The organism is Streptomyces sp. NPDC052225 (assembly GCF_040679615.1).
In the GTDB taxonomy this organism is placed as follows: domain Bacteria; phylum Actinomycetota; class Actinomycetes; order Streptomycetales; family Streptomycetaceae; genus Streptomyces.
In genome coordinates this window covers 167,137-190,940 of record NZ_JBFAVD010000014.1, presented here as the reverse complement: position 1 = coordinate 190,940, position 23,804 = coordinate 167,137, and the positions used below count along the sequence as shown (strand labels likewise).

At 71.0% G+C, this 23,804-nt stretch carries 20 protein-coding genes; 14 read left to right on the top strand and 6 right to left on the bottom strand.

The genetic code is table 11. From position 1 onward, the window contains the following. The first annotated feature begins 31 nt into the window (after positions 1 to 31). From AB0L37_RS21840 to AB0L37_RS21805, 8 genes are all read left to right on the top strand, one after another. Entirely contained in the window at positions 32 to 733 is a 702-nt protein-coding gene (locus tag AB0L37_RS21840) for a hypothetical protein (protein ID WP_365507775.1), read from the top strand. A 146-nt stretch (positions 734 to 879) separates the two neighbouring features. Then, positions 880 to 1,254 carry a hypothetical protein gene (locus AB0L37_RS21835; RefSeq protein WP_365507772.1) on the top strand — a complete coding sequence of 125 codons (375 nt, stop codon included), beginning with the start codon at positions 880 to 882 and terminating at the stop codon, positions 1,252 to 1,254. 189 nt (positions 1,255 to 1,443) lie between these two features. Continuing rightward, positions 1,444 to 1,824 (top strand): metalloregulator ArsR/SmtB family transcription factor, encoded by a 381-nt coding sequence (locus tag AB0L37_RS21830; protein WP_365507822.1) that lies wholly within the window; start codon positions 1,444 to 1,446, stop codon positions 1,822 to 1,824. Positions 1,825 to 2,106: 282 nt separating this feature from the next. Continuing rightward, positions 2,107 to 3,411, top strand: a complete 1,305-nt coding sequence (locus tag AB0L37_RS21825; protein ID WP_365507770.1) for an extracellular solute-binding protein — start codon at positions 2,107 to 2,109, stop codon at positions 3,409 to 3,411. Next, positions 3,408 to 4,382 (top strand): sugar ABC transporter permease, encoded by a 975-nt coding sequence (locus AB0L37_RS21820; protein ID WP_365507767.1) that lies wholly within the window; start codon positions 3,408 to 3,410, stop codon positions 4,380 to 4,382. Before AB0L37_RS21825 ends, AB0L37_RS21820 begins: the two co-directional genes overlap by 4 nt. Beyond that, positions 4,379 to 5,203, top strand: coding sequence for a carbohydrate ABC transporter permease (locus tag AB0L37_RS21815; protein WP_365507764.1), 825 nt, complete (start codon positions 4,379 to 4,381; stop codon positions 5,201 to 5,203). The genes AB0L37_RS21820 and AB0L37_RS21815 overlap by 4 nt, the downstream gene beginning before the upstream one ends. Before the next feature lie 75 nt (positions 5,204 to 5,278). After that, positions 5,279 to 8,230 carry a glycoside hydrolase family 3 C-terminal domain-containing protein gene (locus AB0L37_RS21810; protein WP_365507761.1) on the top strand — a complete coding sequence of 984 codons (2,952 nt, stop codon included), beginning with the start codon at positions 5,279 to 5,281 and terminating at the stop codon, positions 8,228 to 8,230. Between the two features lie 124 nt (positions 8,231 to 8,354). Continuing rightward, positions 8,355 to 10,472 carry an NB-ARC domain-containing protein gene (locus AB0L37_RS21805; RefSeq protein WP_365507758.1) on the top strand — a complete coding sequence of 706 codons (2,118 nt, stop codon included), beginning with the start codon at positions 8,355 to 8,357 and terminating at the stop codon, positions 10,470 to 10,472. A gap of 17 nt (positions 10,473 to 10,489) precedes the next feature. Here the strand turns inward: AB0L37_RS21805 and AB0L37_RS21800 are convergent, their stop codons facing one another. Further along, positions 10,490 to 11,230 carry a class I SAM-dependent methyltransferase gene (locus AB0L37_RS21800; protein WP_365507756.1) on the bottom strand — a complete coding sequence of 247 codons (741 nt, stop codon included), beginning with the start codon at positions 11,228 to 11,230 and terminating at the stop codon, positions 10,490 to 10,492. Between the two features lie 208 nt (positions 11,231 to 11,438). Here AB0L37_RS21800 and AB0L37_RS21795 point away from each other — a divergent pair, with 208 nt between their 5' ends. Beyond that, on the top strand, positions 11,439 to 11,768 hold the full coding sequence (locus tag AB0L37_RS21795; RefSeq protein WP_365507753.1) for a hypothetical protein: 330 nt from the start codon (positions 11,439 to 11,441) through the stop codon (positions 11,766 to 11,768). Here AB0L37_RS21795 and AB0L37_RS21790 read toward each other — a convergent pair. Continuing rightward, the gene (locus AB0L37_RS21790; protein WP_365507750.1) at positions 11,765 to 12,634 is read right to left on the bottom strand and encodes a methyltransferase; all 870 of its coding nucleotides are present in this window, start codon (positions 12,632 to 12,634) and stop codon (positions 11,765 to 11,767) included. The two genes, AB0L37_RS21795 and AB0L37_RS21790, sit on opposite strands and share 4 nt — an antisense overlap. Positions 12,635 to 12,745: 111 nt before the next feature. Next, positions 12,746 to 13,333 carry an XRE family transcriptional regulator gene (locus AB0L37_RS21785; protein ID WP_365507748.1) on the bottom strand — a complete coding sequence of 196 codons (588 nt, stop codon included), beginning with the start codon at positions 13,331 to 13,333 and terminating at the stop codon, positions 12,746 to 12,748. Between the two features lie 150 nt (positions 13,334 to 13,483). On the opposite strand from AB0L37_RS21785, the gene AB0L37_RS21780 reads away from it, so the two are divergent. Together AB0L37_RS21780 and AB0L37_RS21775 are read left to right on the top strand one after the other, a co-directional pair. Beyond that, positions 13,484 to 14,317, top strand: a complete 834-nt coding sequence (locus AB0L37_RS21780) for a PIG-L family deacetylase (RefSeq protein ID WP_365507745.1) — start codon at positions 13,484 to 13,486, stop codon at positions 14,315 to 14,317. Next, complete coding sequence (locus tag AB0L37_RS21775; protein ID WP_365507742.1) at positions 14,317 to 14,841, top strand: 2'-5' RNA ligase family protein; 525 nt, start codon at positions 14,317 to 14,319, stop codon at positions 14,839 to 14,841. Before AB0L37_RS21780 ends, AB0L37_RS21775 begins: the two co-directional genes overlap by 1 nt. A 32-nt stretch (positions 14,842 to 14,873) precedes the next feature. Here the strand turns inward: AB0L37_RS21775 and AB0L37_RS21770 are convergent, their stop codons facing one another. Further along, positions 14,874 to 15,566 (bottom strand): TetR/AcrR family transcriptional regulator, encoded by a 693-nt coding sequence (locus tag AB0L37_RS21770; protein ID WP_365507740.1) that lies wholly within the window; start codon positions 15,564 to 15,566, stop codon positions 14,874 to 14,876. A gap of 120 nt (positions 15,567 to 15,686) precedes the next feature. Between AB0L37_RS21770 and AB0L37_RS21765 the strand changes: the two genes are divergently transcribed. Beyond that, positions 15,687 to 16,553 carry an SDR family oxidoreductase gene (locus AB0L37_RS21765; RefSeq protein WP_365507737.1) on the top strand — a complete coding sequence of 289 codons (867 nt, stop codon included), beginning with the start codon at positions 15,687 to 15,689 and terminating at the stop codon, positions 16,551 to 16,553. A gap of 10 nt (positions 16,554 to 16,563) precedes the next feature. Here AB0L37_RS21765 and AB0L37_RS21760 read toward each other — a convergent pair whose 3' ends face one another. Further along, positions 16,564 to 20,493, bottom strand: a complete 3,930-nt coding sequence (locus AB0L37_RS21760) for a glycoside hydrolase family 2 TIM barrel-domain containing protein (RefSeq protein ID WP_365507734.1) — start codon at positions 20,491 to 20,493, stop codon at positions 16,564 to 16,566. 262 nt (positions 20,494 to 20,755) lie between these two features. Between AB0L37_RS21760 and AB0L37_RS21755 the strand changes: the two genes are divergently transcribed. Next, a complete protein-coding gene (locus tag AB0L37_RS21755; protein ID WP_365507731.1) occupies positions 20,756 to 22,315 on the top strand; it encodes a long-chain-fatty-acid--CoA ligase in 1,560 nt (519 codons plus the stop codon). Between the two features lie 55 nt (positions 22,316 to 22,370). Next, positions 22,371 to 22,937 carry a GNAT family N-acetyltransferase gene (locus tag AB0L37_RS21750; protein ID WP_365507728.1) on the top strand — a complete coding sequence of 189 codons (567 nt, stop codon included), beginning with the start codon at positions 22,371 to 22,373 and terminating at the stop codon, positions 22,935 to 22,937. On the opposite strand, the gene AB0L37_RS21745 is transcribed toward AB0L37_RS21750, so the two are convergent. Further along, a complete protein-coding gene (locus AB0L37_RS21745) occupies positions 22,838 to 23,746 on the bottom strand; it encodes a helix-turn-helix transcriptional regulator (RefSeq protein ID WP_365507725.1) in 909 nt (302 codons plus the stop codon). The two genes, AB0L37_RS21750 and AB0L37_RS21745, sit on opposite strands and share 100 nt — an antisense overlap. Positions 23,747 to 23,804 lie beyond the last annotated feature (58 nt).

Below are 23,804 nucleotides of genomic sequence, written 5' to 3'. Positions count from 1 at the left end.
CCGCCTCGTGTCCCCGTACACGGGGGTCGCCATGCAGATCATCAAAGTGACCGGGTACGCGGTGCGTTCCGCCGTGATCACGATGCGGCGGAGGGGGACGCCGCTGGAGTTCGTGATCTTCCCGATGCTGCACGTGGCGTCGCCGACGTTCTACTCCCAGGTGCGCAGGCGGCTCGCCACGTGCGACCTGATCCTCCAGGAGGGGATCCGGGGGAAGTCGGCGGTGGTGAGCACGCTGACGCTCGCCTACCGGTTCGCTCCGCGGCGGGGGCGCAACGGACTCGCGGAGCAGCAGGACTCCGTGGTGCTGCCCGAGTCCGTGCCGGTGATCTATCCGGACGTCACGGCGGCGGAGGCGGTCGCGGAGCTGAGGAAGCTGCCGCTGTGGATGTACGCCCTGCTGCTCGTCGCGGCTCCGGTGATGGGTCTGGTGTTCGCGGTACGGGGTCCGCGCGCGTTCCTCGACGAGGACCTCGCGGTCGACGACCTCCCGGCGACGGCCCGCGCCGAGATGCTCGCGGACAACGAGGTGGCGCACGCGATGACCGACCACCGCGACCGGCGGCTCCTCGCGGTGCTCGGCAGGGTGATCGACGAGCGCGCCGACGAGAGGATCCGGGTGGCCGTCGTCTACGGAGCCGACCATGTCCCGGCGATCGTCGCGGGTTTGATGGACCGTCACGACTTCCGCCCGCGCGACGCGGAGTGGCTCACGGTCTACGTCCCGGCCTGAGCGCCTGTGTCCGAGTCGGGCCTCAATACCGCTCCCCCGCTTCCTCCGCACCCGCTTTCGGCATATGCCATACAGGAAGGCCGCGTGCGTCCTAGTGTTCCCGCCGGGGCCTCGAATCCGCCCCTATGTCTCCCGGAGGAGGACCCATGACCAGCGTGGAAGTGTCCCTGAAGACCCTGCTGACCGAGGTCGAAGGCGCGTTGGGCGCCGCGGTCGTCGACTACACCAGCGGCATGGCGCTCGGCACCCTGGGCGGCGGCAAGGACCTGGACCTGACCGTCGCCGCGGCCGGCAACACCGATGTGATCCGCGCCAAGATGCGCACCATGGAGGTCCTCGGCCTCAAGGACAAGATCGAGGACATCCTGATCACCCTGAGCACCCAGTACCACCTCATCCGCCCGGTGGCGGGGAAGTCGGGGAACGGCCTGTTCATCTACCTCGTCATCGACAAGGGCCGCTCGAACCTCGCGATGGCCCGTCACCACCTCAAGCGCACCGAGGAGCAGCTCGAGGTCTGAGATCCGACGCCCTTCATTTGCCCGCTACTTGAAGAGTTCTTCAAGTCTCCATGTCTGCATCTGTCCAACTCTCGGATTCGGCGGACCCGGCGGGCAAGGATTGGACGACCCCGGGCGCAGCGACAGGCATCCGCCCCGTTCGCTGCGCCCGCCCCCAGCGTCAATCGAGCCAGGGAAGTGAGCGATCCCGTGCAGCCGCCCCTCTACCAGGTCAAGGCCGAGTTCTTCCGGATGCTCGGGCACCCCGTCCGCATCCGGGTCCTCGAACTGCTGCAGCACGGACCCGTGTCCGTGCGGGATCTGCTCATCGACATCGACATCGAGCCGTCGAACCTGTCGCAGCAACTCGCCGTGCTGCGCCGTTCCGGCATCGTGGTCTCCACCCGCGAGGGCACCACGGTGACCTACGCCCTGGCCGGCGGTGACGTCGCCGATCTGCTGCGGGCGGCGCGGCGCATCCTCACCGAGCTGCTCGCCGGGCAGACCGCCCTGCTCGCCGAACTCCAGGACGCCCAGGCCACTCAGGACGCCGACCGGGCCGAGGGTCCCGCCGCGCCGTCGCGCCGCTGACTCCTGCCGCCTCCCGCGCGCCGCCCGCGTCGAATCGCTCCACCAACGATCGCCTGACGCCCGCCCCGCGATGAACTGCCGTGCGCCTCCGCGGAGATGACGCCCCTACGGCAGGAACTTCTCGCGTTTCGCTCACAATTCGCACGTCACTGCGTACAGCCCATTGACGCCCGGTCGGCCCCCCTCATACCGTCACCCGTCGAAGCGCTTCGATAGATCTTGCCGAACCACAGATCTCGCCGAACTCTGGGGGACCAGCGGATGTTGACGATCCGGAGCACCATGCACACGAGAAACCGGCGCATCCGCGCCCTAGCCGCCGCCGGCGTGGCGCTCACCTGCGCCCTGGCCCTCACCTCCTGCGGCGGCGACGATGACGACAGCGGCGGCGGTGACGCGAAGACGCTGCGGCTGTGGCACTACGAGGCCGCCAACAGCGCAATGGGCGCCGCCTGGAACGAGTCGATCAAGGAGTTCGAGGCCCAACACCCGGGTGTGAAGGTCAAGTTCGAGGAGAAGAGCTTCGACCAGATCCAGAAGACGGCGTCGATGGTGCTCGGCTCGGACGACGCGCCCGACCTGATGGAGTACAACAAGGGCAACGCCACGGCGGGCCTGCTCTCCAAGCAGGGCCTGCTCACGGACATGAGCGCGGAGGTGACCGAGCGCGGCTGGGACAAGCTGCTCTCGCCGTCCGTCACCACCACGAGCCGCTACTCACCGGCGGGCACGATGGGCTCCGGCAAGTGGTACGGCGTGCCGAACTACGGCGAGTTCCTGATGGCGTACTACAACAAGGACCTCTTCGAGAAGTACGGCATCAAGGTCCCGACGACCTTCGACGAACTCACCACCGCGCTGGGCGAGTTCAAGAAGCACGGCGTGACGCCGCTGGCCAACGCCGGCGCCGAGTACCTCGCCCACCAGTACGTCTACCAGCTCGCCCTGACCAAGGCCGACCGCCCCTGGGTCGACGACTACGAGCTCAAGGGCAAGGCCGACTTCCACGACGCCGACTGGACGTACGCGGCCGAGACGTTCGCCGACTGGGTGAAGAAGGGCTACATCGACAAGAACACCACCAGCGCCACCGCCGAGAAGGCGGGCGTCTCCTGGCTCCAGCAGAAGACGCCGATCATCTTCTCGGGGTCGTGGTGGTTCGGCCGGTTCCAGGACGAGGCGAAGTTCGACTGGTCCTCCGGGGTCTTCCCGGGCGCCTCGCTCACCCCGGGCTCCGGCGGCAACCTCTGGGTCGTCCCCGCCAAGTCCAAGAACAAGGAACTGGCCTACGACTTCATCGACATCACCATGTCGAAGAAGATCCAGAACATGCTCGGCAACAAGGGCGGCGTCCCCGTCGCCGCCGACGCCTCCGCCATCAAGGACCCCAAGTCCAAGGAGCTCATCAACAACTTCAACACCCTGACGAAGAACGACGGGTTGGCGTACTACTCGGACTGGCCGGCGGCCGGCTTCTACGAGACGCTCGTCTCCGAGACGCAGAAGCTGATGACCGGAAGCGCTTCACCTGACAAGTACCTCGACGCCCTCCAGGCGGCCTACGACAAGGGCGTGTCGAAGGGATGAGCCTCGCCGCCCCTCGCAAGGAGCGCGCGGCCGGGGCGCGGCGCGGCGGGGTCGCACCCCTGCCGCGCCGCCGGCGCCGTGACTCGTACGCCCTGTTCCTCCTGCCGGGCGCGCTCGCCTTCCTCGCCGTGATCATCGCCCCGTTCGCGATGAACACCGCCTGGAGCTTCACCGACTGGCAGGGTGTCGGCGACCTCAAGTGGTCGGGGCTCGCCAACTACCGCGAGCTGTTCGCCGATGCCGAGTTCTGGGCGTCGTTCCGGCACAGCCTCTTCATGGTCCTGTCGATGGCGATCGTGCCGACGGTCGTCGGGCTCGTGCTCGCCGCCGCGCTCTTCGACTTCGTCGCCAAGCACTACGGCAGCAAGGTCGCGACCGTGCTGCGCGCCTGCTTCTACCTGCCGCAGGTGCTGCCGATCGCGGTCGCGGGCATCGTGTGGAGCTGGATCCTCGCGCCCGACGACGGTGCCCTGAACGCGTTCCTGAAGGCGATCGGCCTCGGCTCCTGGCAGCAGGACTGGCTGGGCGATCCCGACCTCGCGCTGTACTCCGTGATGGGCGTGATGATCTGGGTGCAGATCGGCTTCCCGCTCGTCGTCTTCATGGCCGGACTCCAGCGCGTGGACCCGCAGTTGTACGAGGCCGCGGAGCTGGACGGGGCGGGCTGGTGGCGTCGGCTGTGGCACGTCACGCTGCCGCAGATCCGGCCCGAGATCTACGTCGTGCTCCTGTGGTGCACGATCGCCGCGCTGAAGGTCTTCGGCGCGATCTACGTCCTGACCAAGGGCGGCCCCGGCGGCGCGACGAACGTCCCGTCGTACTTCTCGTACACGACCTTCTTCGAGCAGACGCAGGTCGGCTACGGCGCCGCCATCTCCACCGTACTGACCGTGATCATTCTCGTACTCGCGCTGGTCGGTCTGAAGCTCCAGACCCGCGCCGAGGACGTCGAGGAAGGACGGGCCGCGTGAGCGCCGCCATCCGCCGTCACCCGGTGCTCGTGGCACTCGGCGTCGCGGCGCTGTTCATGATCGCCCCGTTTCTGATCGTCGTCGTCAACGCGTTCAAGTCCCCCGAGGACTACTCGAACAACGGCCCGCTCAGCCTGCCCGACAGCTTCTACACCGACGGGATCACCGGGTTCTGGGAGCGCGTCGACTTCGGGCAGAAGCTGTGGAACTCGGCCCTGATCAGCGGTTCCGTCGCCCTGCTGGCCGTGGTCCTCTCCGTGCTCACGGCGTACGCGATCGGCATCGGGCGGGTGCGCGGGCGCACCTGGGTGCTCGCGTTCTTCGTGCTCGCGAACATGCTGCCGCAGGAGGCGCTCGTCTATCCGCTGTACTTCATGGCGAAGAAGGTGGACCTGTACGACACCCGGCTCAGCGTGATCATCGTGTTCACGGTGATCCAGTCGGCGTTCGGCACGTACCTCCTGTCGTCCGTCCTCGGGCGCTTCCCGCGCGAGGTGATCGAGGCGGCGCGGATCGACGGGGCCGGGAAGTGGCAGGTGCTGTGGCGGATCGTGGTGCCGATGAACCGGCCGACGATCGGCGTGCTGCTCGTCTTCTTCTTCATCTGGACGTGGAACGAGTTCCTGCTGCCGCTCGTCATGCTGCTCTCCAACGACAACCAGACGGTGTCGGTGGCGCTCGGCGTGCTCCAGGGGCAGCGCCTGATGGACGCGACGATGACCAACGCGGCCGCGCTGCTCGGCGTCCTGCCCGCGATCGTCTTCTTCCTGCTCTTCCAGCGGACCCTGACCCGCGGCATCGCCGTGGGCGCGGTCAAGTGACCTTCCCTCACTTCTAGTTCACGTGGTTCACGCCTGTACGACCCCGGATCCCACCCGCATCGAAGGAGTCCTGCCGTGCACGACCGTGAAAGACCTGCCGCCACCGGAATCAGCCGGCGCAACCTGCTCGCCGCGGCGACCGCGGCGCTCGCCGTCCCCGGGACGCTGATGGCCGTGGGGGCGCCGCCCGCGTCGGCCGCCGCCGCGTACCCCTTCCAGAACCCGGCGCACTCGGTGGCGGCCCGGGTGAAGGACCTGCTCGGGCGGCTCACGCTCGACGAGAAGATCTCGCTGTTCCACCAGTACCAGCCGGCGATCGACCGGCTCGGCATCAAGTCGTTCCGCACCGGCACCGAGGCGCTGCACGGTGTCGCCTGGCTCGGCAAGGCGACCGTGTTCCCGCAGGCGATCGGGCTCGCCTCGACCTGGGACCCGGAGCTGATCGAGCGCGTCGGCTCCGCCGTCGGCGACGAGGCGCGCGGCTTCCAGCAGGAGCGGCCCGCCGGCTGGGGCCTCAACCTGTGGGCGCCGGTGGCGAATCTGCTGCGCGACCCGCGCTGGGGCCGCAACGAGGAGGGCTACTCCGAGGACCCGTATCTGACCGGCGTGATCTCGACGGCGTACGGCAAGGGGATGACCGGCGGCGACCCGGACCACCTCAAGTCCGCCCCGACGATCAAGCACTTCAGCGCCAACAACAACGAGGTGCGCCGCGACCGGACCTCCAGCGACCTGCGGCCGCGCGTCAAGCACGAGTACGACCAGGCGGCGTTCAGGCCCGCGGTCGAGGCGGACGCGGTGACCGGCGTGATGTCCTCGTACAACCTCGTCAACGGGCGTCCCTGCACGGTCGATCCGGATCTGAACGACGCCGTGCGCTCGTGGACCGACCGCGACCTGATGAACGTGACGGACGCCTGGGCGCCCAACAACCTGGTGACCGGCGTCGGTGCGCAGAACTACTACCCCACGCTCGCGGAGGCCGACGCCGCCGCGATGAAGGCGGGCATCGACAGCTACACGACGGACGACGCCGACTCCGCGCCGACCACGACCGCCGTGAAGAAGGCCCTCACGGACGGGCTGCTCACCGAGGCCGACATCGACCGGGCCGCGGGCCACATCCTCGCGGTGCGCGTCCGGCTCGGCGAGTTCGACCCGAACGGCGGGAAGTACGGTGCGATCGGCAAGGAGGCGATCGACACCCCGGCGCACCGGGCCCTCGCCCGTGAGGCGGCCACCAAGGCGGCCGTGCTCCTGAAGAACTCCGGCGGCACGCTGCCGCTGCGCAAGTCCGCCGACGTGGCGGTGGTCGGCCCGCTCGCGGACACCCTCTACACCGACTGGTACGCGGGGACCCTGCCGTACGAGGTGACGCCGAAGGACGGGGTCGCGGCCAAGGTCGGCAAGGATGTCGCGAGCAGCGAGGGTGTCGACCGGATCGCGCTGCGCAACACGGCGACCGACAAGTACGTGACGGCGGGCACCGGAACGGCGGGCGCTGCGCTGCGCGAGTCCGGGGCGGCGGCCACCGAGGAGACCGCACAGTTCGACGTCTTCGACTGGGGCGCGGGCATCGTGACGCTGCGCTCCGTCGCCAACGGGCGGTACGTGGGCCGGAGCGACGCCGGGTTCGTCAACGACCAGGTGCAGCCGGGTGGTTGGTACGTGATGCAGCAGTTCAGCCTGGAGAAGCAGGCGGACGGCACGTACCTCCTGAAGTACGCGGGGTACGAGACCGCCGACTCCTGGTGGACCTCGCCCGTCTACCTCGGCCCGTCCGGCGCCGACGGGACGCTGGGCCTCGTCGAGAAGTCCGCCGCGGCGCACTACGCGCGCGAGGTGGTCCGCTCGGGCACGGAGGAGGCCGTCGCCGCGGTCAAGGGCAAGGACGCGGCGATCGTCGTCATCGGCTCGATGCCCGCGATCAACGGCCGCGAGAACCACGACCGCACGGACATGGGCATCGCCCCGGCGCAGGCCGCCCTGGTCGAGGCGGTCGTCGCGGCGAATCCCCGTACGGTGGTGATCGTCGAGAACAGCTACCCGACGACCATCGGTGAACTCGCCGCGCGGGTACCGGCGTTGCTGTGGACGTCGCACGCGGGACAGGAGACCGGCAACGCCCTCGCCGACCTCGTCTTCGGTGACGCGAACCCGGCGGGCCGCCTCACCCAGACCTGGTACCGCTCCGAGGACGACCTCCCCTCCATCCTCGAGTACGACATCATCAAGCACGAGCGCACCTACTGGTACTTCCGGGGCAAGCCGCTCTACCCCTTCGGGTACGGCCTGTCGTACACGACGTTCTCGTACGGGCAGTTGAAGCGCTTCGATGGCGGGTACACGGTCGCCGTCACCAACACGGGCCGCCGCGCGGGCGACGAGGTCGTGCAGCTGTACGTCCACCAGCGCACGTCCCGCGATGTGCAGCCGCTCCAGCAGCTGAAGGCGTTCCGGCGGGTGTCGCTGAAGCCGGGCGAGACGAAGACGGTCCGGCTGCGCCTCACCGAGCGGGACCTCGCGCACTGGGACGTGACGCGGTCGCGGTGGGTCGTCGAGTCGGCGACGTACGAGATCGGGGTCGGGTCCTCGTCGGCGGATCTGCGGGCGCGCACGACCTGGAAGGTGTCCGGCGAGACGATCGCACCCCGCGACCTGTCGCGCACCACCCGCGCGGAGAACTTCGACGACTACGCCTCGATCCGGCTGGTGGACGAGTCGAAGGTGCGCGGCACGGCGGTCGGGGCGACCGCCGCGGGCGCGTGGGTGTCGTACAAGGACGCTCAACTGTCGGGTGGAAAACGGCAGTTCAAGGCGCGAGTGGCGGGCGCCGCGGGCTCCGTCGAGGTCCGGCTCGGGTCACCGACCGGGCGCCGCGTCGGGACGGCGGCCTTCGGCGGGACGTCCTCGGTCTACGCGTACACGGCCGTGACGGCGGCGCTCGACGGCGTCCCCGACGGCAGGAGCGACGTGTACCTGGTGCTCGGCGAAGGGATGCGACTGGCGTCGTTCACCCTCGGGTGACGAGGGTGCGGCTCGCCCGCCCGGCGCTCCGCCGATTCCGCCGGATCCGGCCATAACTCTCCCTCGGACCCCGTCGAGTTGATAGCACTGACGGTGCAGCGGCACTCGGCGTGGGAGCGGGACGATGACGGCGGACAGGCAGCAGGAGCGACGGGTGGGCGAGTTGCCCCGGCCGACCGGGCAACTGGTGGGGCGTCGCAAGGAGTTGGACCACGTCGCACGGGCCCTCGATCCGCACCGGGTGGTGACGCTCGTGGGGGTCGGCGGCGTGGGCAAGACCCGCCTCGCCCACGGCGTCGCCGACCGGATGCAGCCGCGGTTCAAGGACGGGGCGTGGTGGGTCGCGCTGTCGGGCCTGCGCGACGCGGAACTGCTGCCGCACGCCGTCGCCGAGGCGCTGCCCATGGCGCACCAGACCAGCACGCCCGTGCTCGACGCGCTCGCGGGCTATCTCGCCGAGCGCGAGATCCTGCTGGTCCTCGACACCTGCGAGCACCTCACCGTCGAACTCCGGCCGGTGATCGAGCAGTTGGTGGCCGCCGCGCCGGGGCTGCGCATCCTGGCGACGAGCCGGCGGGTGCTCGGTACGGCGTTGGAGGAGGTCGTGACCGTGGACCCGCTGCCGGTGCCGGGACCCGGCGCGGGGCCCGAGTCCGACGCGATGGTCCTGCTCACCGAGCGGGCCGCCGGCGCGGTGCCCGGCTTCACCGTCACCGAGGCGGTCCGCCCCGCCCTGGAGGAGGTGTGCCGTCAGCTGGAGGGCCTGCCACTGGCGATCGAGCTGGCCGCGGCACGGCTGAGCGACCTCTCCCCCGCCGAGCTCACCGACCGCCTCGCCGACCGGGTGTCGGACCGCTTCGACGTCCTCGGCGAGAACGATGCCGCGCTCGACCGGACGGACCCCGTGTGGCACCAGGCGCTGCGCACGGCGATCGGCTGGAGCCACCAACTGTGCACCCCTGCCGAGCGGTTGCTGTGGGCACGCCTGTCCGTGTTCGTCGGCAGCTTCGACCTGGAGGGCGCGGTCCAGGTCTGCGGCGACGACCGGCTCGACCGCAGGGAGATCCCCCGGCTCCTCACGCAGCTCGCCGAGAAGTCGATCATCACGTGGGAGCCGACGGCGGCCGGTGAGCGGTACCGGATGCTCGACACGATCCGCGAGTACGGCGAGAGCTGGCTGCGGAGCCTCGGCGAGGGCCGCGAGTTCCGGCGCAGGCACCGCACCTGGTACGTGCGCCTCGCGCGGGACGGCGACCTGGCCTGGATGGGGGCCGACCAGTACGCCTGGTACGAGCGGATGCACGCCGAGCTCGACAACCTCCGGCTCGCCCTCGAATCCTGCCTCGGGTCCGCCGACAGCCGGATCGGTCTGGGCATGGCCGGTGACCTGTGGTTCCTCTGGTACGCGTGCGGGCTCGCCCGGGAGGGGCGGCACTATCTCGACCGCGCGCTGGCCGCGTTCACCGGGCCGAGCCCGCTGCGTCTCAAGGCCCTCTACGCCCTCGGCCTCGTCCTGACGGAGCTGGGCGACTCGCCCGCCCTTGAGGAGTGCGCCGCCGAGATCGTCCCGCTGGCGGCGCGGTTCGGCGAGGACGAGGACGGCCTCGCCAAGTCCGTGGTCGCGGTGGCGGGGGCGCTGCGCGGCGACGCGGCGACGGTCCTCGCCGTGACCGACGAACTGCACGCCCGGCACAGCCGCTCCCTGGAGTCCATGCTCACCTTGCAGGGCCTCGGCTCGCTCGCCGTCGGCAGCCATGCCCGGATCGCCATGGGCATGGCCGAGGAGGCGCTGCCGGGCCTGGACGAGATGCGGCAGATCTGCGAGAAGACGGGCGAGAACTGGATGCGCGCCTGGGGCGACTCCATCCGCGCGCAGGCCGAACTCGCGCTCGGCCGTATCCCGGAGGCGGAGCACTCGGCCCGCGCCTCGCTGACGGTCAAACACCGGATGCACGACAACTTCGGCTCGGGGATGTGCCTGGAGGCGCTCGCCCAGTGCGCCATCGCCCGCGGCGACGCCGGGCGTGCGGCCCAACTCCTGGGTCTGGCCCACCAGTTGTGGACCACCCTCGGCCGCCCCCAGGTCGGCATCCCGTCCTGGGTCGCGGCCCACGAGGACTGCGTCACGCGCACCCGGGCGTCCCTCGGCGAGCAGGCCTACGACTCCGCGTTCGAGACCGGCTACCGCACCGATCTCGACGCGGGAATCGCGCGGACCCTCACGGGTGCGGCGATCGCCTGAGGCGACCGGGGCGGGTGTCAGGCGCGGCAGCGCAGCATCTCCAGGGGCGGGTTCCCGGCGAGGTCGGCCCAGAACTCCTCGCCGTACTCGCGTATCCCGGCGTCGGAGATCTCCAGCGGCACCCAGGTCAGGTCGGTGAACCCGGCCGCCCGCAGCGAGTTCTCGTAGACCTCGCGGCGCGGCGGGGTGGCGACGAAGGAGATGGGCGGGTCGAGAAGGGCGGTGATCCGCACGCGCGGCCCGGTCTCGGCCGCCCCGCCGGCCGCTTCGCAGAGGAAGCCGTACTTGTCCAGCGAAGGGCCGTCGAACCGGTAGTCCGGGTTCTGCCCGAAGACGAAGAACTCGGCGCCCGGCACGAGGCTGCGGTGGATGCGGCGGCACATCCGCTCGATGGTGGCGACCTCCTCGGCGTAGTTGAACGCCTGGACGGCGATCGCGAGGTCGAAGCGGCGCTCGAAGGTGCGCAGTTCGGCGATGTCGCCCGTCTCGTAGCGGATGCCGAGCGGGTCCTGCTCCTCGATGCCGCGGGCGGCGGCGATCATCTCGCCGGAGATGTCGACCCCGAGGACGTCGCCCGCGCCGCGGCGCTTCAACTCCCGGCTGTAGAAGCCGGTTCCGCAGGCGAGGTCGAGGACCGATCTGCCGCGCACGTCCCCGACCATCGCCAGGAAGCCGGGCACCTCCCCGTAGCGCGCGAGCGGAAGCGTCTTGAAGCCCTCGAACGCCTCGCCGATCTCGTCGTACAGCTGACCGCTCATCCTGCTGTTCCCCTTCTGTCCGTGGCGTCGGCCTTCGGGACGGGCCGCGGCCTCCGGCGGGAAGTCTGCCGCCGGGGCGTCGGGGGGCCGTACTGGCGGAAAGCACGAAGAGGGGCGGGGCGCGGGTTCGTATCGAACGACTGAGGCGGCCGCTCCCCGGCGCGGACCAGGCATGATGGCCAGCCAAAGGGAGGAAGGGAGAGCGCGCATGGGAGTGCACGTCAGCCTCGTCCACGTCACGCAGATCGGCACCAGCCGCAAGGGCCGGCGTACGCGGTATCTGGCCACGGTGGGCGGATCCGGCGACACGTTCGCCGACCTGTGCGCCCGCAGCACGCTTCCGCTGCTCAGCCGCGTTGACCCGTACAACAGCCAGATCCTCACCCGGCACGACATGCCGCAGTTCGTCTCGGAGCTGGAGGCGACACGCGCGCGGACCTCGGACGGGGGCGTCGTCGCGCTCCTCGACGATCTGCTCGCGCTCGCCGAGCGGTGCGCGACGGAGGTGGACCTCGAGGTCCACCTCGACGGGGACTAGGACCTCGTTCCGCCGCGGGCCGCCCAGACGGTGCGCTCCGTGCGGACCGCGAGGTCGTCGCGGCGCAGGAGGCTGTCGGGTCCTTCGGTGTCGAGCAGGCGGTCGAGGGCGGCCAGGTCCTCGGGGGCGAGCGCGTCCGCGACGCCGGAGCGCAGGCGTCGCAGGCCGCTCAGGGCGTACGCGCCCACCGCGGTGTTCCGCGCGCCCTCGATGTGCACGGTGACGGTGTGTTCGTCCTCGACGGTGAACCCGGCGTCCGTCAGCATCGGACCCCAGTCCGCGCCCCGGTGGGGCAGGTGGTGGGCGTGCCGGTGGTCGCTCGCCGCGTGGCAGCGCTCCTCGAGGCCGGGCCGGTCCTCGGGGGCGGTCGCGGGCAGGAAGCGGGGGAAGCCGGCCAGCTCGACGACGGCCAACAGCCCATCGGTCAGCAGCAGTTCACGGACCGCGCGCAGCGCCCGGCCGGGGTCGGCCAGGTGGTGCAGCGAGGCCGAGGCCCACACCAGGTCGGGGCTGCCGAGGTCGGGCAGCCCGGGTGCGTCGAGGTCCGCCTGCACGGTCCGCACCCGGTCGTCCAGGCCTCGGGCGCATGCCTTCTCGCGCAGCCGTTGCAGGTGGACGGCGGAGGCGTCGACGGCGGTGACGTGCGCGTCGGGGAAGCGTTCCAGGAGGGCGAAGGTGCCGGCGCCGGTGCCGCAGCCCAGGTCCACGATGTGCCGCGGTGCGGCCCGCAGCGGGAGTCGGTCGATGACGGCGGCGGTGTGCTCGGCGAGGACCTGGGCGTCGAGGTCCAGGATCTCCGCCTGGTCGGAGACGCCGTCCGTGGCGCCTTCTGTGGCGTGGTGTGCGGAGTGCGGTGCATGGCTCATGACGTTCACGTTAGGTGCGGTGCGGCCCGTCACCCGCGCGTCTCCCGGGAACGGCAAGAAGGTCGGGGCCGACGCTGCCGACGGCGCAAGAAGCCCGGCTCGGCGAGGGCCTCACGCGCGGTCGTCGTCCGGGTCGCCGGTGTCCCGCTGGTGCCCGCGGCGGGCGTCCCGGTCGAAGATGCCGAGGATCTCGCAGGGCCCGCCCTCGGCGCCGATGGCGTGCGGCAGCATGGTCGGGAACTCGGCGGCCTGGTTGGTCTCGACACGGAGCCGGCGGTTCCCGAGCAGCAGGATCGCGGTACCGGACAGGACGACGAGCCATTCACGGCCCGGGTGGGCACGCATCCGCGCGGGGTTGTCCGGCGGCGGATCGGTCATCCGCCGGCGCACCACGGTCATGCCGGGCTCCGCCTTCATCGGCCAGCGCAGCGAACCGTGCGCGCCGTCGGTCATCGGGCTGATGACGACGTCGTCGGTCGCGGTCTCCACGAGCTGGTCGAGCGTCGTGTCCAGGGCGCGGGCCAGGGTGACGAGCTGGTCGAGGGCGAGCCGGCGCCGGCCGTTCTCGATGCGGCTGAGGGAGGACTGGCTCAGGTTCGCGCGCCCGGCCAGCTCCTCAAGGGACCAGCCCTGCGCGACCCGCAGGGCGCGGATGCGTCTGCGGACGAGGCTGTCCAGCTCGCCGATGCTTTGCTCCATGGGCAAGATCGTATGCCCTTGTCGCAAAGCGGGGCCGCGAGGTCGTGCGGCCCCTCGGGAACACCGGGTCCGACCGGCGGCGTTGCACCGGCGGTGCGCACGCGCACCGGGGCCGCATACGGTGGCCTTTTTACCGAGGAGGACTGCTTCATGCCGGACGGCACCTTGACGCTCATGGCCGTGCACGCCCACCCCGACGACGAGGCGACCGGAACGGGAGGTGTGCTCGCCCGGTACGCGGCGGAGGGCATCCGCACGGTCCTCGTGACCTGTACCGACGGCGGGTGCGGGGACGGGCCGGGGGGCATCAAACCGGGTGACCCCGGGCACGATCCCGCGGCCGTCGCCGCGATGCGCCGCCAGGAGCTGGAGGCGAGCCGCGAGGTCCTGAAGATCAGCGATCTGGAGACTCTCGACTACGCCGACTCCGGAATGATGGGCTGGCCGACCAACGACGCCCCGCACGCGTTCTGGCAGACCCCGGTGGAGGAGGGCGCGGCCCGCCTCGCCGAACTCATGCGCCGCTACGAGCCCGACATCGTCGTGACGTACGACGAGAACGGCTTCTACGGCCACCCCGACCACATCCAGGCCCACCGCATCACCATGGCCGCGCTCGACATGGTCCCGCTGACGCCGAAGGTGTACTGGACGACGATGCCCCGCTCGGCGATGGCCCGGTTCGGCGACGTCATGCGCGAACTCGGGGACGACTTCCCTGAGCCGTCTCCCGAGGAGGCCGCCGCGATGGCCGAGATCGGTCTGCCCGACGAGGAGATCACCACCTGGGTGGACACGGCGGCGTACGGCGCCCAGAAGTTCGACGCGCTGGCCGCGCACGCCAGTCAGGGCGAGAACATCTTCTTCCTCAAGATGGGCCTGGAGAAGTTCACCGACCTGATGGGCGTGGAGACCTTCGTACGGGTCCGGGACACCACCGACGCACCCCTTCCGGAGAACGACCTCTTCGCCGGCCTGCGCTGATGGGGAGTGCCGGGGCGGGTCTTTCGGGTCTGGTCGTCCGGGTCCCGGAGGCGGAGGCCGCCGTGCGGGCGTGGCGGGAGCGGCTCGACACGTCGCCGCGCTCCGGGGTTCCGGCCCATGTGACGGTGCTCTTCCCGTTCCTGCCCGCGGACCGGATCGACTCCGGTGTCCGCGACACGCTCCGCGCGGTGCTCGGCCGTCAGCGCTCGTTCGAGGCCCGCTTCGAGCGCTGCGGCCGGTTCCCGGGTCTGCTGTATCTCGCCCCCGAACCGGTCACCCCGTTCCGGCGCCTGACCGAGGCGGTCGTCGGGCAGTGGCCCGAACACCCGCCGTACGGCGGGAAGTACGGTGACGCGGCGCCGCATCTGACCGTCGTCGAGTGCCGGGACGACGCGGGCATGGAGCGGGCCGAGGCCGATCTGCTCGCCCGTGCCCTGCCCCTGGTCACTCACGTCTCGGCCGTCGACCTGGTGGTCCACGACGGCACTCGGTGGCAGCAGCGGGACACGTTCCCGCTCGCGTAGACGGCTGGGCGGGGGCGCGGACGCGCAGGCGGCTACGCGTCCGCGATCCGGTCCAGCCACTCCCGCATCAATCCGCGCTCCGGACCGCTCAGCGCCTCCGTTCGCGGCAGGGCCGCGCGCATCGCCACCGCCGCCGCCACCGGTCCTGGCTCGCGCGCCGCGGGCGCGTCCGTGGTGATCGCGGCGATGACCGCTTCCCGTGCCAGCACGGACAGTTCGAGGTCGCGCCGCTCGGCGGGCTGCGCGATCAGCGCGACCGTCGTGCCGCTGCCCGCGGCGTGCACCAGTTGCGCCGCCCGCTCCTCGGGGACCCGCAGCCGGCCCGCCTCGGCGATCCGCCGGATGTGCGCGGCGAGGATCTCGGCGCCCGCGACGGCGGCGGGCGGCAGGACGGCGCCGGGCCGCTGCTCGCCGTACATCAGGAGATAGACGGCCGGGTTGGCGAGACCGAAGCCGAGGTGCAGGTCCCAGCCGGCGCGCAGGTCCTCGACGGGGTCGTCGGTCGGTTCGACGTCGGTCTTGTCGGCCAGGTAGGCGGCGAAGCCCTCGGCCGCCGCCGCGTCGAGGAGCCCCTGCTTGTCGCCGAAGAGCCGGTAGATCGTGGGGGCCTGCACCCCTGCGGCGGCCGCGACGGCACGCGTGGACACAGCCTCCCTGCCGCCTTCGGCGAGCAGTGTGGTGGTGGCGGCGAGGATCCGCTCGCGGGGACTGTCGTCGACGCTCATGAGCCAACGGTAACAGGCAGGCGTTAGCGACGCTAACGTGACGGTGTTATCGTCGATATCTCGGTCACGTTAGCGGCGCTACCGCTGCGCCATCCCTTCCTCGGCACCACAGGAGTCCTCATGATCATCGTCACCGGAGCCAACGGCCTGCTCGGCCGGCAGACCGTCCAGCGGCTGCTCGACCACGTCCCCGCCGACCGGATCGGCGTCAGCGTCCGCGATCCCGAGAAGGCCCGTGCCCTCGCGGAGCGCGGCGTCCGCGTGCGCCGGGCCGACTTCACCGAGCCCGACAGCCTCACCCACGCCTTCGAGGACGCCGAGCAGGTCCTGATCGTGTCCGCGGACTCCACCGGCGCGGACACCGTCGCAGCGCACCGCGCCGCGATCTCCGCCGCCGTCACCGCGGGCGCCCGCCGCGTCCTCTACACCAGCCACATGGGCGCGAACCCGGCGTCTCCCTTCCCGCCCATGCCCGACCACGCGGCCACCGAGGACCTGCTCAAGGAATCGGGCACGGCGTACACGGCGCTGCGCAACGGCTTCTACGCGTCGACGACGGTCATGATGCTCGGCGACGCCGTCCGCACGGGCCGCCTCGTCGCACCGCAGGACGGCCCGGTCTCCTGGACCGACCACGCCGACCTGGCCGAGGCGGCGGCCCGCATCCTCGCCGACGAGGGCCGCTTCGAGGGGCCCACCCCGCCGCTGACCGGCGCGCACGCCCTCGACCTCGACGCCGTCGCGGCGCTCGCCTCGGAGATAGCGGGGCGCCGGATCGAGCGCGTCGTGGTGTCCGACGAGGAGTACCACGAGGCCCTCGTCGGACACGGCGCGCCCCGGGCACAGGCCGACCTGCTCGTCGGCATGTACCGGGCGTCCCGCGAGGGCGAGTTCGCGGCGGTGGACCCCGCCCTCGGGACGATCGTCGGCCGCCCGACGACACCGCTGCGCGACGTGCTCGCGGCGGCGCTCGCCGGGCAGCGGTGACGCGGGCGCGCTACTCCACGTCGATCACCCGGCGCGACAGCGCGAGCGCCTCCCCCACCCCGGAGACCGGCCGCAGCCAGTACGTGTACGCATAGTCCCGGTCGGCGAACAGCTTGTACGCGTCGTGCGTGTGCGCGCCCCAGCTGTTGTCGCCTCCGACGCCCATCTGACGGTGGCTGACCCGCAGCACGACCTCGTCACGGAAGTCGAGCTGGTAGTCGTGGCGGGCGCCGACGGACAGGTCCTCCGGGGTCAGGTGCGAGGCGTTGACCTCCAGGAGCGGGTGGTCCGTCAGCGGGTCGCCGCTGACCAGCAGGCCGCGCCCGCGCTCATCACCGAGGACCGCCCAGCGCACGTCCGTCCGGCTGCCGTTCTCCTGGGGGCGGATGTACGAGGTCCCCTGCCCGGCCACGGGGCCGCCCCAACGCCCCACGTCCGTACCGTCGTTGCGGTCCCAGTGGTTCTCCTCGGGGCCACGGCCGTAGTAGTGGATCCGGTCGAGGGCCGCGGGCAGCCGCAGGATCGTGCCGACCTCGGGGATGTAGGGCAGGTTCGCGGCTCCGGGGTGCAGGGCGTTGTCGACCTTCACGGCGCCGTCGCCGAAGACGGTGTAGGTGGTGGAGTACGTGGACGCGGTGGTCGTCGGCAGGGTGGCCTTCACCGCTATCTCGACCGCCTTGGTGGCACCCCCCGAAGGGAGTTGACGTACCGTCACATCGGTGACGGCGCGGCGGGGGCCCGCGTCCCGCCAGGTCTGGTTGCGGGTGTGCTGGCCGTTGCCGTGGTCGTTGTCGGTGGGCCCGCGCCAGAAGTTGGGGACCGGCCCGGACGAGACGAGCGTGACTCCGTCGGCCTCGTACGACGTGATGATGCCCTCGGCCTTGTCGAGGACGAGCGTGAAGCCGTGTCCGGTGACCGTGACGGCCTTGTCGCCGTCCTCGTAGGACAGGTCCGGTACGTCGCCGAGCGGTACGGGCGTGATCGCGGGGCTGCCAGCATCCAGGGGCAGTTGGGCGCGGGCCACCTCGAAGCCCTCGTCCGCCCACACGGTGTCCTCCTTGAGCCGGAACGACAGCTGGAGGAAGTACTCGGCGCCGGGCTTCGGGTCGGCCGGCAGGTTCACCGGGACCGTGATGTCCTTGCTCGTGCCGGGCGCGACGTCCAGCTGGGTGCGGCTGAGGCTGCCGCGCCGGATCACCTCGCCGTCGCAGGACAGCTCCCACCGTCCCTCGTAGGCACGGAGGTTGGTGAAGAGGAACTCGTTGGTGAGGGTGACGCCGCCCGGGCCGCCGCCCTTCGTCGCCGTCGCGTTGATCGCCTGGTAGATCCGCTTGATCTCGGCGGCCTTGCCGGTGTGCCCGCGGTCCGCGGTGACGATGCCGTCGGCGACGAAGTTCCCGTCGTTGGGGTTGTCGCCCCAGTCGCCGCCGTACGCGAAGAACGTCTTGTCGCGCGGCTTCTTCTTCACGACCCCGACCGTCTCGGCGTCGAACCAGAAGCGCACGCCGTCACCGTCCGCGCCCCGCTTGCCGTCGGCGAGTTCGGTGGCGCTCAGGGCGCGGGCGTAGACGCGGGCGCGGCGGATCGCGCCGCTGAACTCCCGTGTCATGTTGTCCACGTCGACGCCGAGCGCGAGCGGGGCGGTGTTGACCGTGGGCTTGCGGGTGGTCGTCGTGGTGGCCTTGACCTCGCCGTCGACGTACAGCGTGAGCGTGCCCGCGCTCGCGTCGAAGACGCCGGCGATGTGGTGCTCGGCGCCGGTCCAGCCCTCGGCCGGGGTGGCCCACGTCGCCGTGATCCACTGTCCGCCGGAGTAGATGAAGAACTCCAGCTTCTTGTCGTTCTGTTTCAGCGCGTAGTGAGTGTCGCCCTTGGCGATGATCGGCTGGTGGTAGCCGGTCACGTGCGGGGTCGCCCAGGCTTCGAGGGTGAGCGAACCAGTCAGGTCGAGGCGGTCGTCGCGCGCGAAGACGGTGGCCCCGCTCAGCCCTTTCTCCCGGCTGAACGAGCCCGCCGGGTTGAGGAGTTCACCCTTGAGCCCGACGGGACCGCTCTCCGTGAAGAGGGTGCGGTCCGGGGTCGGCCAGCTCAGCGACTGGTCGACGAAGTCCCAGATCCAGCCGCCCTGGAGCACGTCGTAGCGGCGGACCAGGTCCCAGTACTCCTTGACGTTGCCGTTCGAGTTCCCCATCGCGTGGCAGTACTCGATCATCACGTACGGGCGGGTGTCGGCGGTGTCCTTGGCGCGGGCCTCCACGCGGGCCGGCGACTCGTACATCGCGGAGCGGATGTCGCTGACACCGGGCCTGTCGTCACCCTCGTACTGGATGACCCGCGTCGTGTCGTACGAGCGGATCCAGTCGTGCATGGCGCTGAAGGTGGACCCGGCGCCCGCCTCGTTGCCGAGCGACCAGATGACCACGCTGGCGTGGTTCTTGTCCCGGTGGACCATGTTCTGCGCGCGGGCGACGCACGCCTTGGTCCAGTCGGCGTGGCTGGTCGGGTACTTGTCGCGGACGCCGTGCGTCTCCAGGTTCGTCTCGTCGACGAGGTACAGGCCGTACTCGTCGGCGAGTTCGAGCCAGATGGGGTTGTTCGGGTAGTGCGAGGTGCGGACCGAGTTCATGTTCATCCGCTTGATGATCGTGATGTCCTCGACCATGTCGGCGCGGGTGAGGGCGGTGCCGCGGTCGGGGTGCATCTCGTGCCGGTTGGTGCCGCGCAGCGAGACCGGCTTCCCGTTGATCCGCATCAGCCCGTCGGTGAGCGCGAACTCGCGCAGCCCGACGCGGTGCGAGAGCGTCTCGACGACCTTGCCCGACGGGTCGCGCAGTTGCAGGACGGCGGTGTAGAGGTACGGGCTCTCGGCGGACCAAAGGCGGGGCGAGGGAACGGACTTGGCGGCCCGCACCGTCACCTCGGTGTCGGTCAGCGTCGCGCGCTGCGCCAGCGGCCGGTTCCACACGGGGTGCCCGGCTGCGTCGTAGAGCTGCGTCTCGACGGTGTACGCGGCCGAGGCCGGTGCGTCGCCGCCGTAGTCGCGGACCGTGGCGGTGACCGACAGCTCGGCGCTCTTGTAACCGTCGCCGAGGGGGGTGTCCAGCTTGAAGTCGCGCAGGTGCACGGAGGGCGTCGCGTAGAGGTGGACCGAGCGGAAGATGCCGCTCAGCCGGATCATGTCCTGGTCCTCCATCCAGTCGCCGTCGGAGAACCGATAGACCTCCACGGCAAGGTGGTTGGGGCCGCCATGGGGGTCGAGGTGATCGGTGATGTCGTACTCGGCGGGGGTGAACGAGTCCTCGTGATAGCCGACGAGGGTGCCGTTGACCCATACGTAGTGGGCGGACTTCACGCCCTCGAAGTGCAGGAAGACCCGCCGCTTCGCCCACCCCTTCGGCACGGTGAAGGTGCGTCTGTACTGGCCGACCGGGTTGTAGCGGGTCGGTGACGCGGGCGGCTGGGCGTCCTCGCCGAGACCGTTGGGCCCCCACCAGGGGTAGGTGATGTTGGTGTAGATGGGCCGGTCGTGCCCGTGCAGCTGCCAGACGGACGGCACCGGGATCGTCTCCCACGCCGCGTCGTCGAGATCGGTCCGGTAGAAGTCCTCGTCCCGCTCCGAGGGCCGGTCGACGTAGGCGAACTTCCAGTCCCCGTCGAGACTTTGACGGTACGCCGACCGTGTGCGGTCGGCGGCGAGGGCGCGCTGCACGCTCTCGTACGGCATGAGGGTGGTGTGCGGCGGCTCGGTGCCGAGCCGGAAGACGTCGATGCGTCCGTTCCACTCGTCGCCGTCGGCGCTCACCCCGCCGCCGGCGGCGAGGGCCGGGGCGGCGGATCCGGCGATCGGCAGGGCGAGCGCCCCGACGGCGGCGCCGCCGGCCTGGAGCAGCCTGCGGCGACTGAGGGGCATGGCGTGGGGGCGGGGGCTGGACATCGGCATGGCTGTGCCCTTCTGCGGGTGCGGACACGTGCAACTGGTGTGACGAGACAGGCCTGTTGAGCTCGACCACCCTAAGAACACAACACAACCCACACAATGCCACCGTCCGAATTTGTTGCTTCCTGAGGAGACGGCCGCGGTTCCGGGAGACCGCCGACGCACCGGGCCCGGTCCGCTTCATAATCGGACGATCCGCACCCCTCGAAGAACGGCCCTGCGCATTCAGCGACCACCCATCGACACCCGACTCGAGGAGTCGCCCATGCCTGCCGACACGGCGCCCGCCTGGACGTTCAGGAACCACTGGATGACCCAGGTGGCCACCCACGCGCAGACCCGCCCCGACAAGCCCGCGCTGCGTCATCTCGGACGGACCACGACCTGGGCGCAGTTGTCGCGGCGGTCGCTGCAACTCGCGGCCGCCCTCGCCGGCCGGGGCGTCGCGGAGGGCGACCGGGTGGCCCTGCTGACGCTCAACCACCCCTGGTTCGTGGAGAGCGTGCTGGCGGCGAACAGCCTGGGGGCGATGGCCGTGCCGCTCAGCTTCCGGCTCGCGCCGCTGGAGCTGGACTACATCCTGGAGGACTGCACGCCGGCCGCGGTCGTCGTCGACGCCCGCCTGGTGCCGCTGCTGCGGGCCGCGCCGAACGCCGCGCGGATCGGCACGGTAGTCGTGGTCGACGCGCCGGAGCCGGTCGAAGGCGCCCTGGCGTACGAGGAGTTGCTGTCGTCGTACGAGCCGATGGAGCTGCCCGACGTCAGCGAGGAGTCCACCGCGCTGATCATGTACACCTCGGGGACCACGGGCCGGCCGAAGGGGGTGCTGCTCTCCCACCGGAACATGCAGGTGCAGGCGATGACGTGCATCCGCGCGATGGAGATCTCCGACGACTCCGACGTCGGTTTCCTGACGGCGCCCTTCTTCCACATCGCGGGCCTGGGTTCGATCGTGGCGAACTTCATGGTCGGCAGTACGGTCGTGCTCCATCCGCTGGGCGCCTTCGATCCGGTCGCGGTCCTCGACGCGTACGAACGCGAGGGCGCCACCGTCGTGTTCAACGTCCCGCAGCAGTGGGACCTGATCTGCGCCCAGCCCGACATCGACAAGCGCGATCTGAAGCTGCGGATCATCAGCTGGGGCGCCGCCCCCGCGAGCGACGCGACGCTGCGCGCGATGAGCGAGAAGTTCCCGGACGCGCTCAACGTGGCCGTGTTCGGGCAGACCGAGACATCGCCGATCACCTGTGTGCTGCGCGGCGAGGACTCACTGCGCAAGCTGGGGTCCGTCGGACGGCCGATCCCGAGCATCCAGTACCGCATCGTCGACGCCGCCATGAACGACGTCGCCGTGGGCGAGGTCGGCGAGATCGTCTACCGCGGGCCCACCGTGACGCGGGGGTACTGGAAGAAGCCGCAGGAGACGGCGGAGGCCTTCGCCGGCGGCTGGTTCCACTCCGGCGACCTGGTCAGGCAGGACGAGGAGGGCTTCGTCTGGGTCGTCGACCGCGCGAAGGACATGATCATCAGCGGCGGCGAGAACATCTACTGCGCCGAGCTGGAGAACGCCGTCGCCGCGCACCCGGACGTCCGGGAGGTGGCGGTCATCGGCAGGCCCGACGCGCGCTGGGGACAGGTGCCGGTCGCGTACGTGACCGTGGCGCAGGGCGCCGAGCTGTCGCTGACCGGCCTGACGGAGTTCCTCGACGGACGGCTCGCCTCGTTCAAGCGCCCCAAGGATCTCGTCGTGGTCGACGAGCTGCCCCGCAACGCGGGCGGCAAAATCGTCAAACCCGCGCTGCGCAGGCTGGACGCGTCCGCATAGCCGCCGCGACGTTGGGCACGCTGATCCCCAGGCGTCACAGGCGAGGGGGCGGGCAATGGGCGAGGTGTTCTTCCGCAGGCTGACTCGATGGCAGGCGGACGGGGACCGCGAGGAACTCGCGGACCTGTACGTGACGGCCTACGAGGAACCGCCGGGCGAGGAGTACCGCAACCGGGAGAAGTTCCTGGACCGGCTCGCGCAGGACGTGCAGCGGCCGGGGTTCGACATGGTGGCGGCCGATGACGCGGGCGCGGACGACGACGCCCCGGCGGGCATGGCGTACGGGTATCCGCTGCACCGGGACGGCTCGTGGTGGCAGGGCTTCGTCGGGGTCCTGCCGGACGAGGTCGAGCAGTTCACCGCGTCCGGAAAGGTGTTCGCCGTCGCCGAGTTGATGGTGCTCCCCCATCATCGCCGCCGCGGCATCGGCGGCCGTCTCCTGGAGCGGCTGCTCGCCGCCGACGACGCGGAGCTCGCCGTCACCCTGGCCGACCCCGCCGACACCGTGGCGCGGGCCGCGCTTCAGGCCTGGGGGTGGCGCCGGTTCGGCGCGCTGAACCCTTCGACGGAGGACCCCTCACCGTCCGAACTCGACGTGTGGGCGCGGGAGTTGCCGGGCTGAGCGGCGTCCGCGCCCAGGGCGGCGAGCAGCCGAAGGCCGTCCTCGGTGGGGCTGCCCGGCGGCGCGGACAGCACGATCAGTTCGCGGCCCGATGCGTCGGGCAGCGCGAAGTTCTCCTGGTGCAGTTCGAGGAGGCCGACCAGGGGGTGCCGGTACGCCTTGCGGCCGTGGGTGCGGGCGCGCACGTCCGCGCGGGCCCACAGACGGCGGAACCGCTCGCTGCCCATCGCCAACTCGCCGATGAGCGAGGCCAGCCGGGCGTCGTCGGGGTACTTCCCCGCGGCGAGGCGCAGATGCCCGACCACGTCGAGGGTGCAGGTCTCCCAGTCCGCGTACAGGCCGCGCTCGGTCTCCTCCAGAAAGATGTGCCGGGCCGTGTTCAGGCCCGGCAGCGCACGCCCGTAGAGGAGTCCGGCGAGACGGTTGCCGGCGAGCACGTCGAGGCGGTGGTCCATGATCAGCGCGGGTGCGTCGGCCACCAGGCCGAGGACGCGCAGCAGTTCGGGCCGTACCCGCCCGCCCGGGGCCTTCGCGCGGCGGCGGCGCTGCCGGGCGAGCCGGTAGAGGTGCTCGCGCTCGGTCTCGTCCAGGTCGAGGACGCCGGCGAGCGCGTCGAGGACCTGCTCGGAGGGCTGGGTGGCGCGCCCCTGCTCCAGGCGTACGTAATAGTCGACGCTCACCCCGGACAGGTGCGCCACCTCCTCGCGGCGCAGCCCCGCGACGCGGCGGCGGCTGTCGGTGGGGATGCCGACGGCCGCGGGGTCCACGCGGGAACGCCGGGTCTTCAGGAAGCTCGCGAGATCGTCCATGCCTCCCAGTATGGGCACGGGGCCGGTGGCGAGGGTGGCCCTGCCGATACCAGGAAGT

Coding starts and splice junctions, on each gene's coding strand:
- AB0L37_RS21840 (WP_365507775.1), top strand. CDS start 32: ATGCAGATCATCAAAGTGACCGGGTACGCGGTGCGTTCCGCCGTGATC.
- AB0L37_RS21835 (WP_365507772.1), top strand. CDS start 880: ATGACCAGCGTGGAAGTGTCCCTGAAGACCCTGCTGACCGAGGTCGAA.
- AB0L37_RS21825 (WP_365507770.1), top strand. CDS start 2,107: ATGCACACGAGAAACCGGCGCATCCGCGCCCTAGCCGCCGCCGGCGTG.
- AB0L37_RS21820 (WP_365507767.1), top strand. CDS start 3,408: ATGAGCCTCGCCGCCCCTCGCAAGGAGCGCGCGGCCGGGGCGCGGCGC.
- AB0L37_RS21805 (WP_365507758.1), top strand. CDS start 8,355: ATGACGGCGGACAGGCAGCAGGAGCGACGGGTGGGCGAGTTGCCCCGG.
- AB0L37_RS21800 (WP_365507756.1), bottom strand. CDS start 11,230: ATGAGCGGTCAGCTGTACGACGAGATCGGCGAGGCGTTCGAGGGCTTC.
- AB0L37_RS21795 (WP_365507753.1), top strand. CDS start 11,439: ATGGGAGTGCACGTCAGCCTCGTCCACGTCACGCAGATCGGCACCAGC.
- AB0L37_RS21790 (WP_365507750.1), bottom strand. CDS start 12,634: ATGAGCCATGCACCGCACTCCGCACACCACGCCACAGAAGGCGCCACG.
- AB0L37_RS21785 (WP_365507748.1), bottom strand. CDS start 13,333: ATGGAGCAAAGCATCGGCGAGCTGGACAGCCTCGTCCGCAGACGCATC.
- AB0L37_RS21780 (WP_365507745.1), top strand. CDS start 13,484: ATGCCGGACGGCACCTTGACGCTCATGGCCGTGCACGCCCACCCCGAC.
- AB0L37_RS21775 (WP_365507742.1), top strand. CDS start 14,317: ATGGGGAGTGCCGGGGCGGGTCTTTCGGGTCTGGTCGTCCGGGTCCCG.
- AB0L37_RS21770 (WP_365507740.1), bottom strand. CDS start 15,566: ATGAGCGTCGACGACAGTCCCCGCGAGCGGATCCTCGCCGCCACCACC.
- AB0L37_RS21765 (WP_365507737.1), top strand. CDS start 15,687: ATGATCATCGTCACCGGAGCCAACGGCCTGCTCGGCCGGCAGACCGTC.
- AB0L37_RS21760 (WP_365507734.1), bottom strand. CDS start 20,493: ATGCCGATGTCCAGCCCCCGCCCCCACGCCATGCCCCTCAGTCGCCGC.
- AB0L37_RS21755 (WP_365507731.1), top strand. CDS start 20,756: ATGCCTGCCGACACGGCGCCCGCCTGGACGTTCAGGAACCACTGGATG.
- AB0L37_RS21750 (WP_365507728.1), top strand. CDS start 22,371: ATGGGCGAGGTGTTCTTCCGCAGGCTGACTCGATGGCAGGCGGACGGG.
- AB0L37_RS21745 (WP_365507725.1), bottom strand. CDS start 23,746: ATGGACGATCTCGCGAGCTTCCTGAAGACCCGGCGTTCCCGCGTGGAC.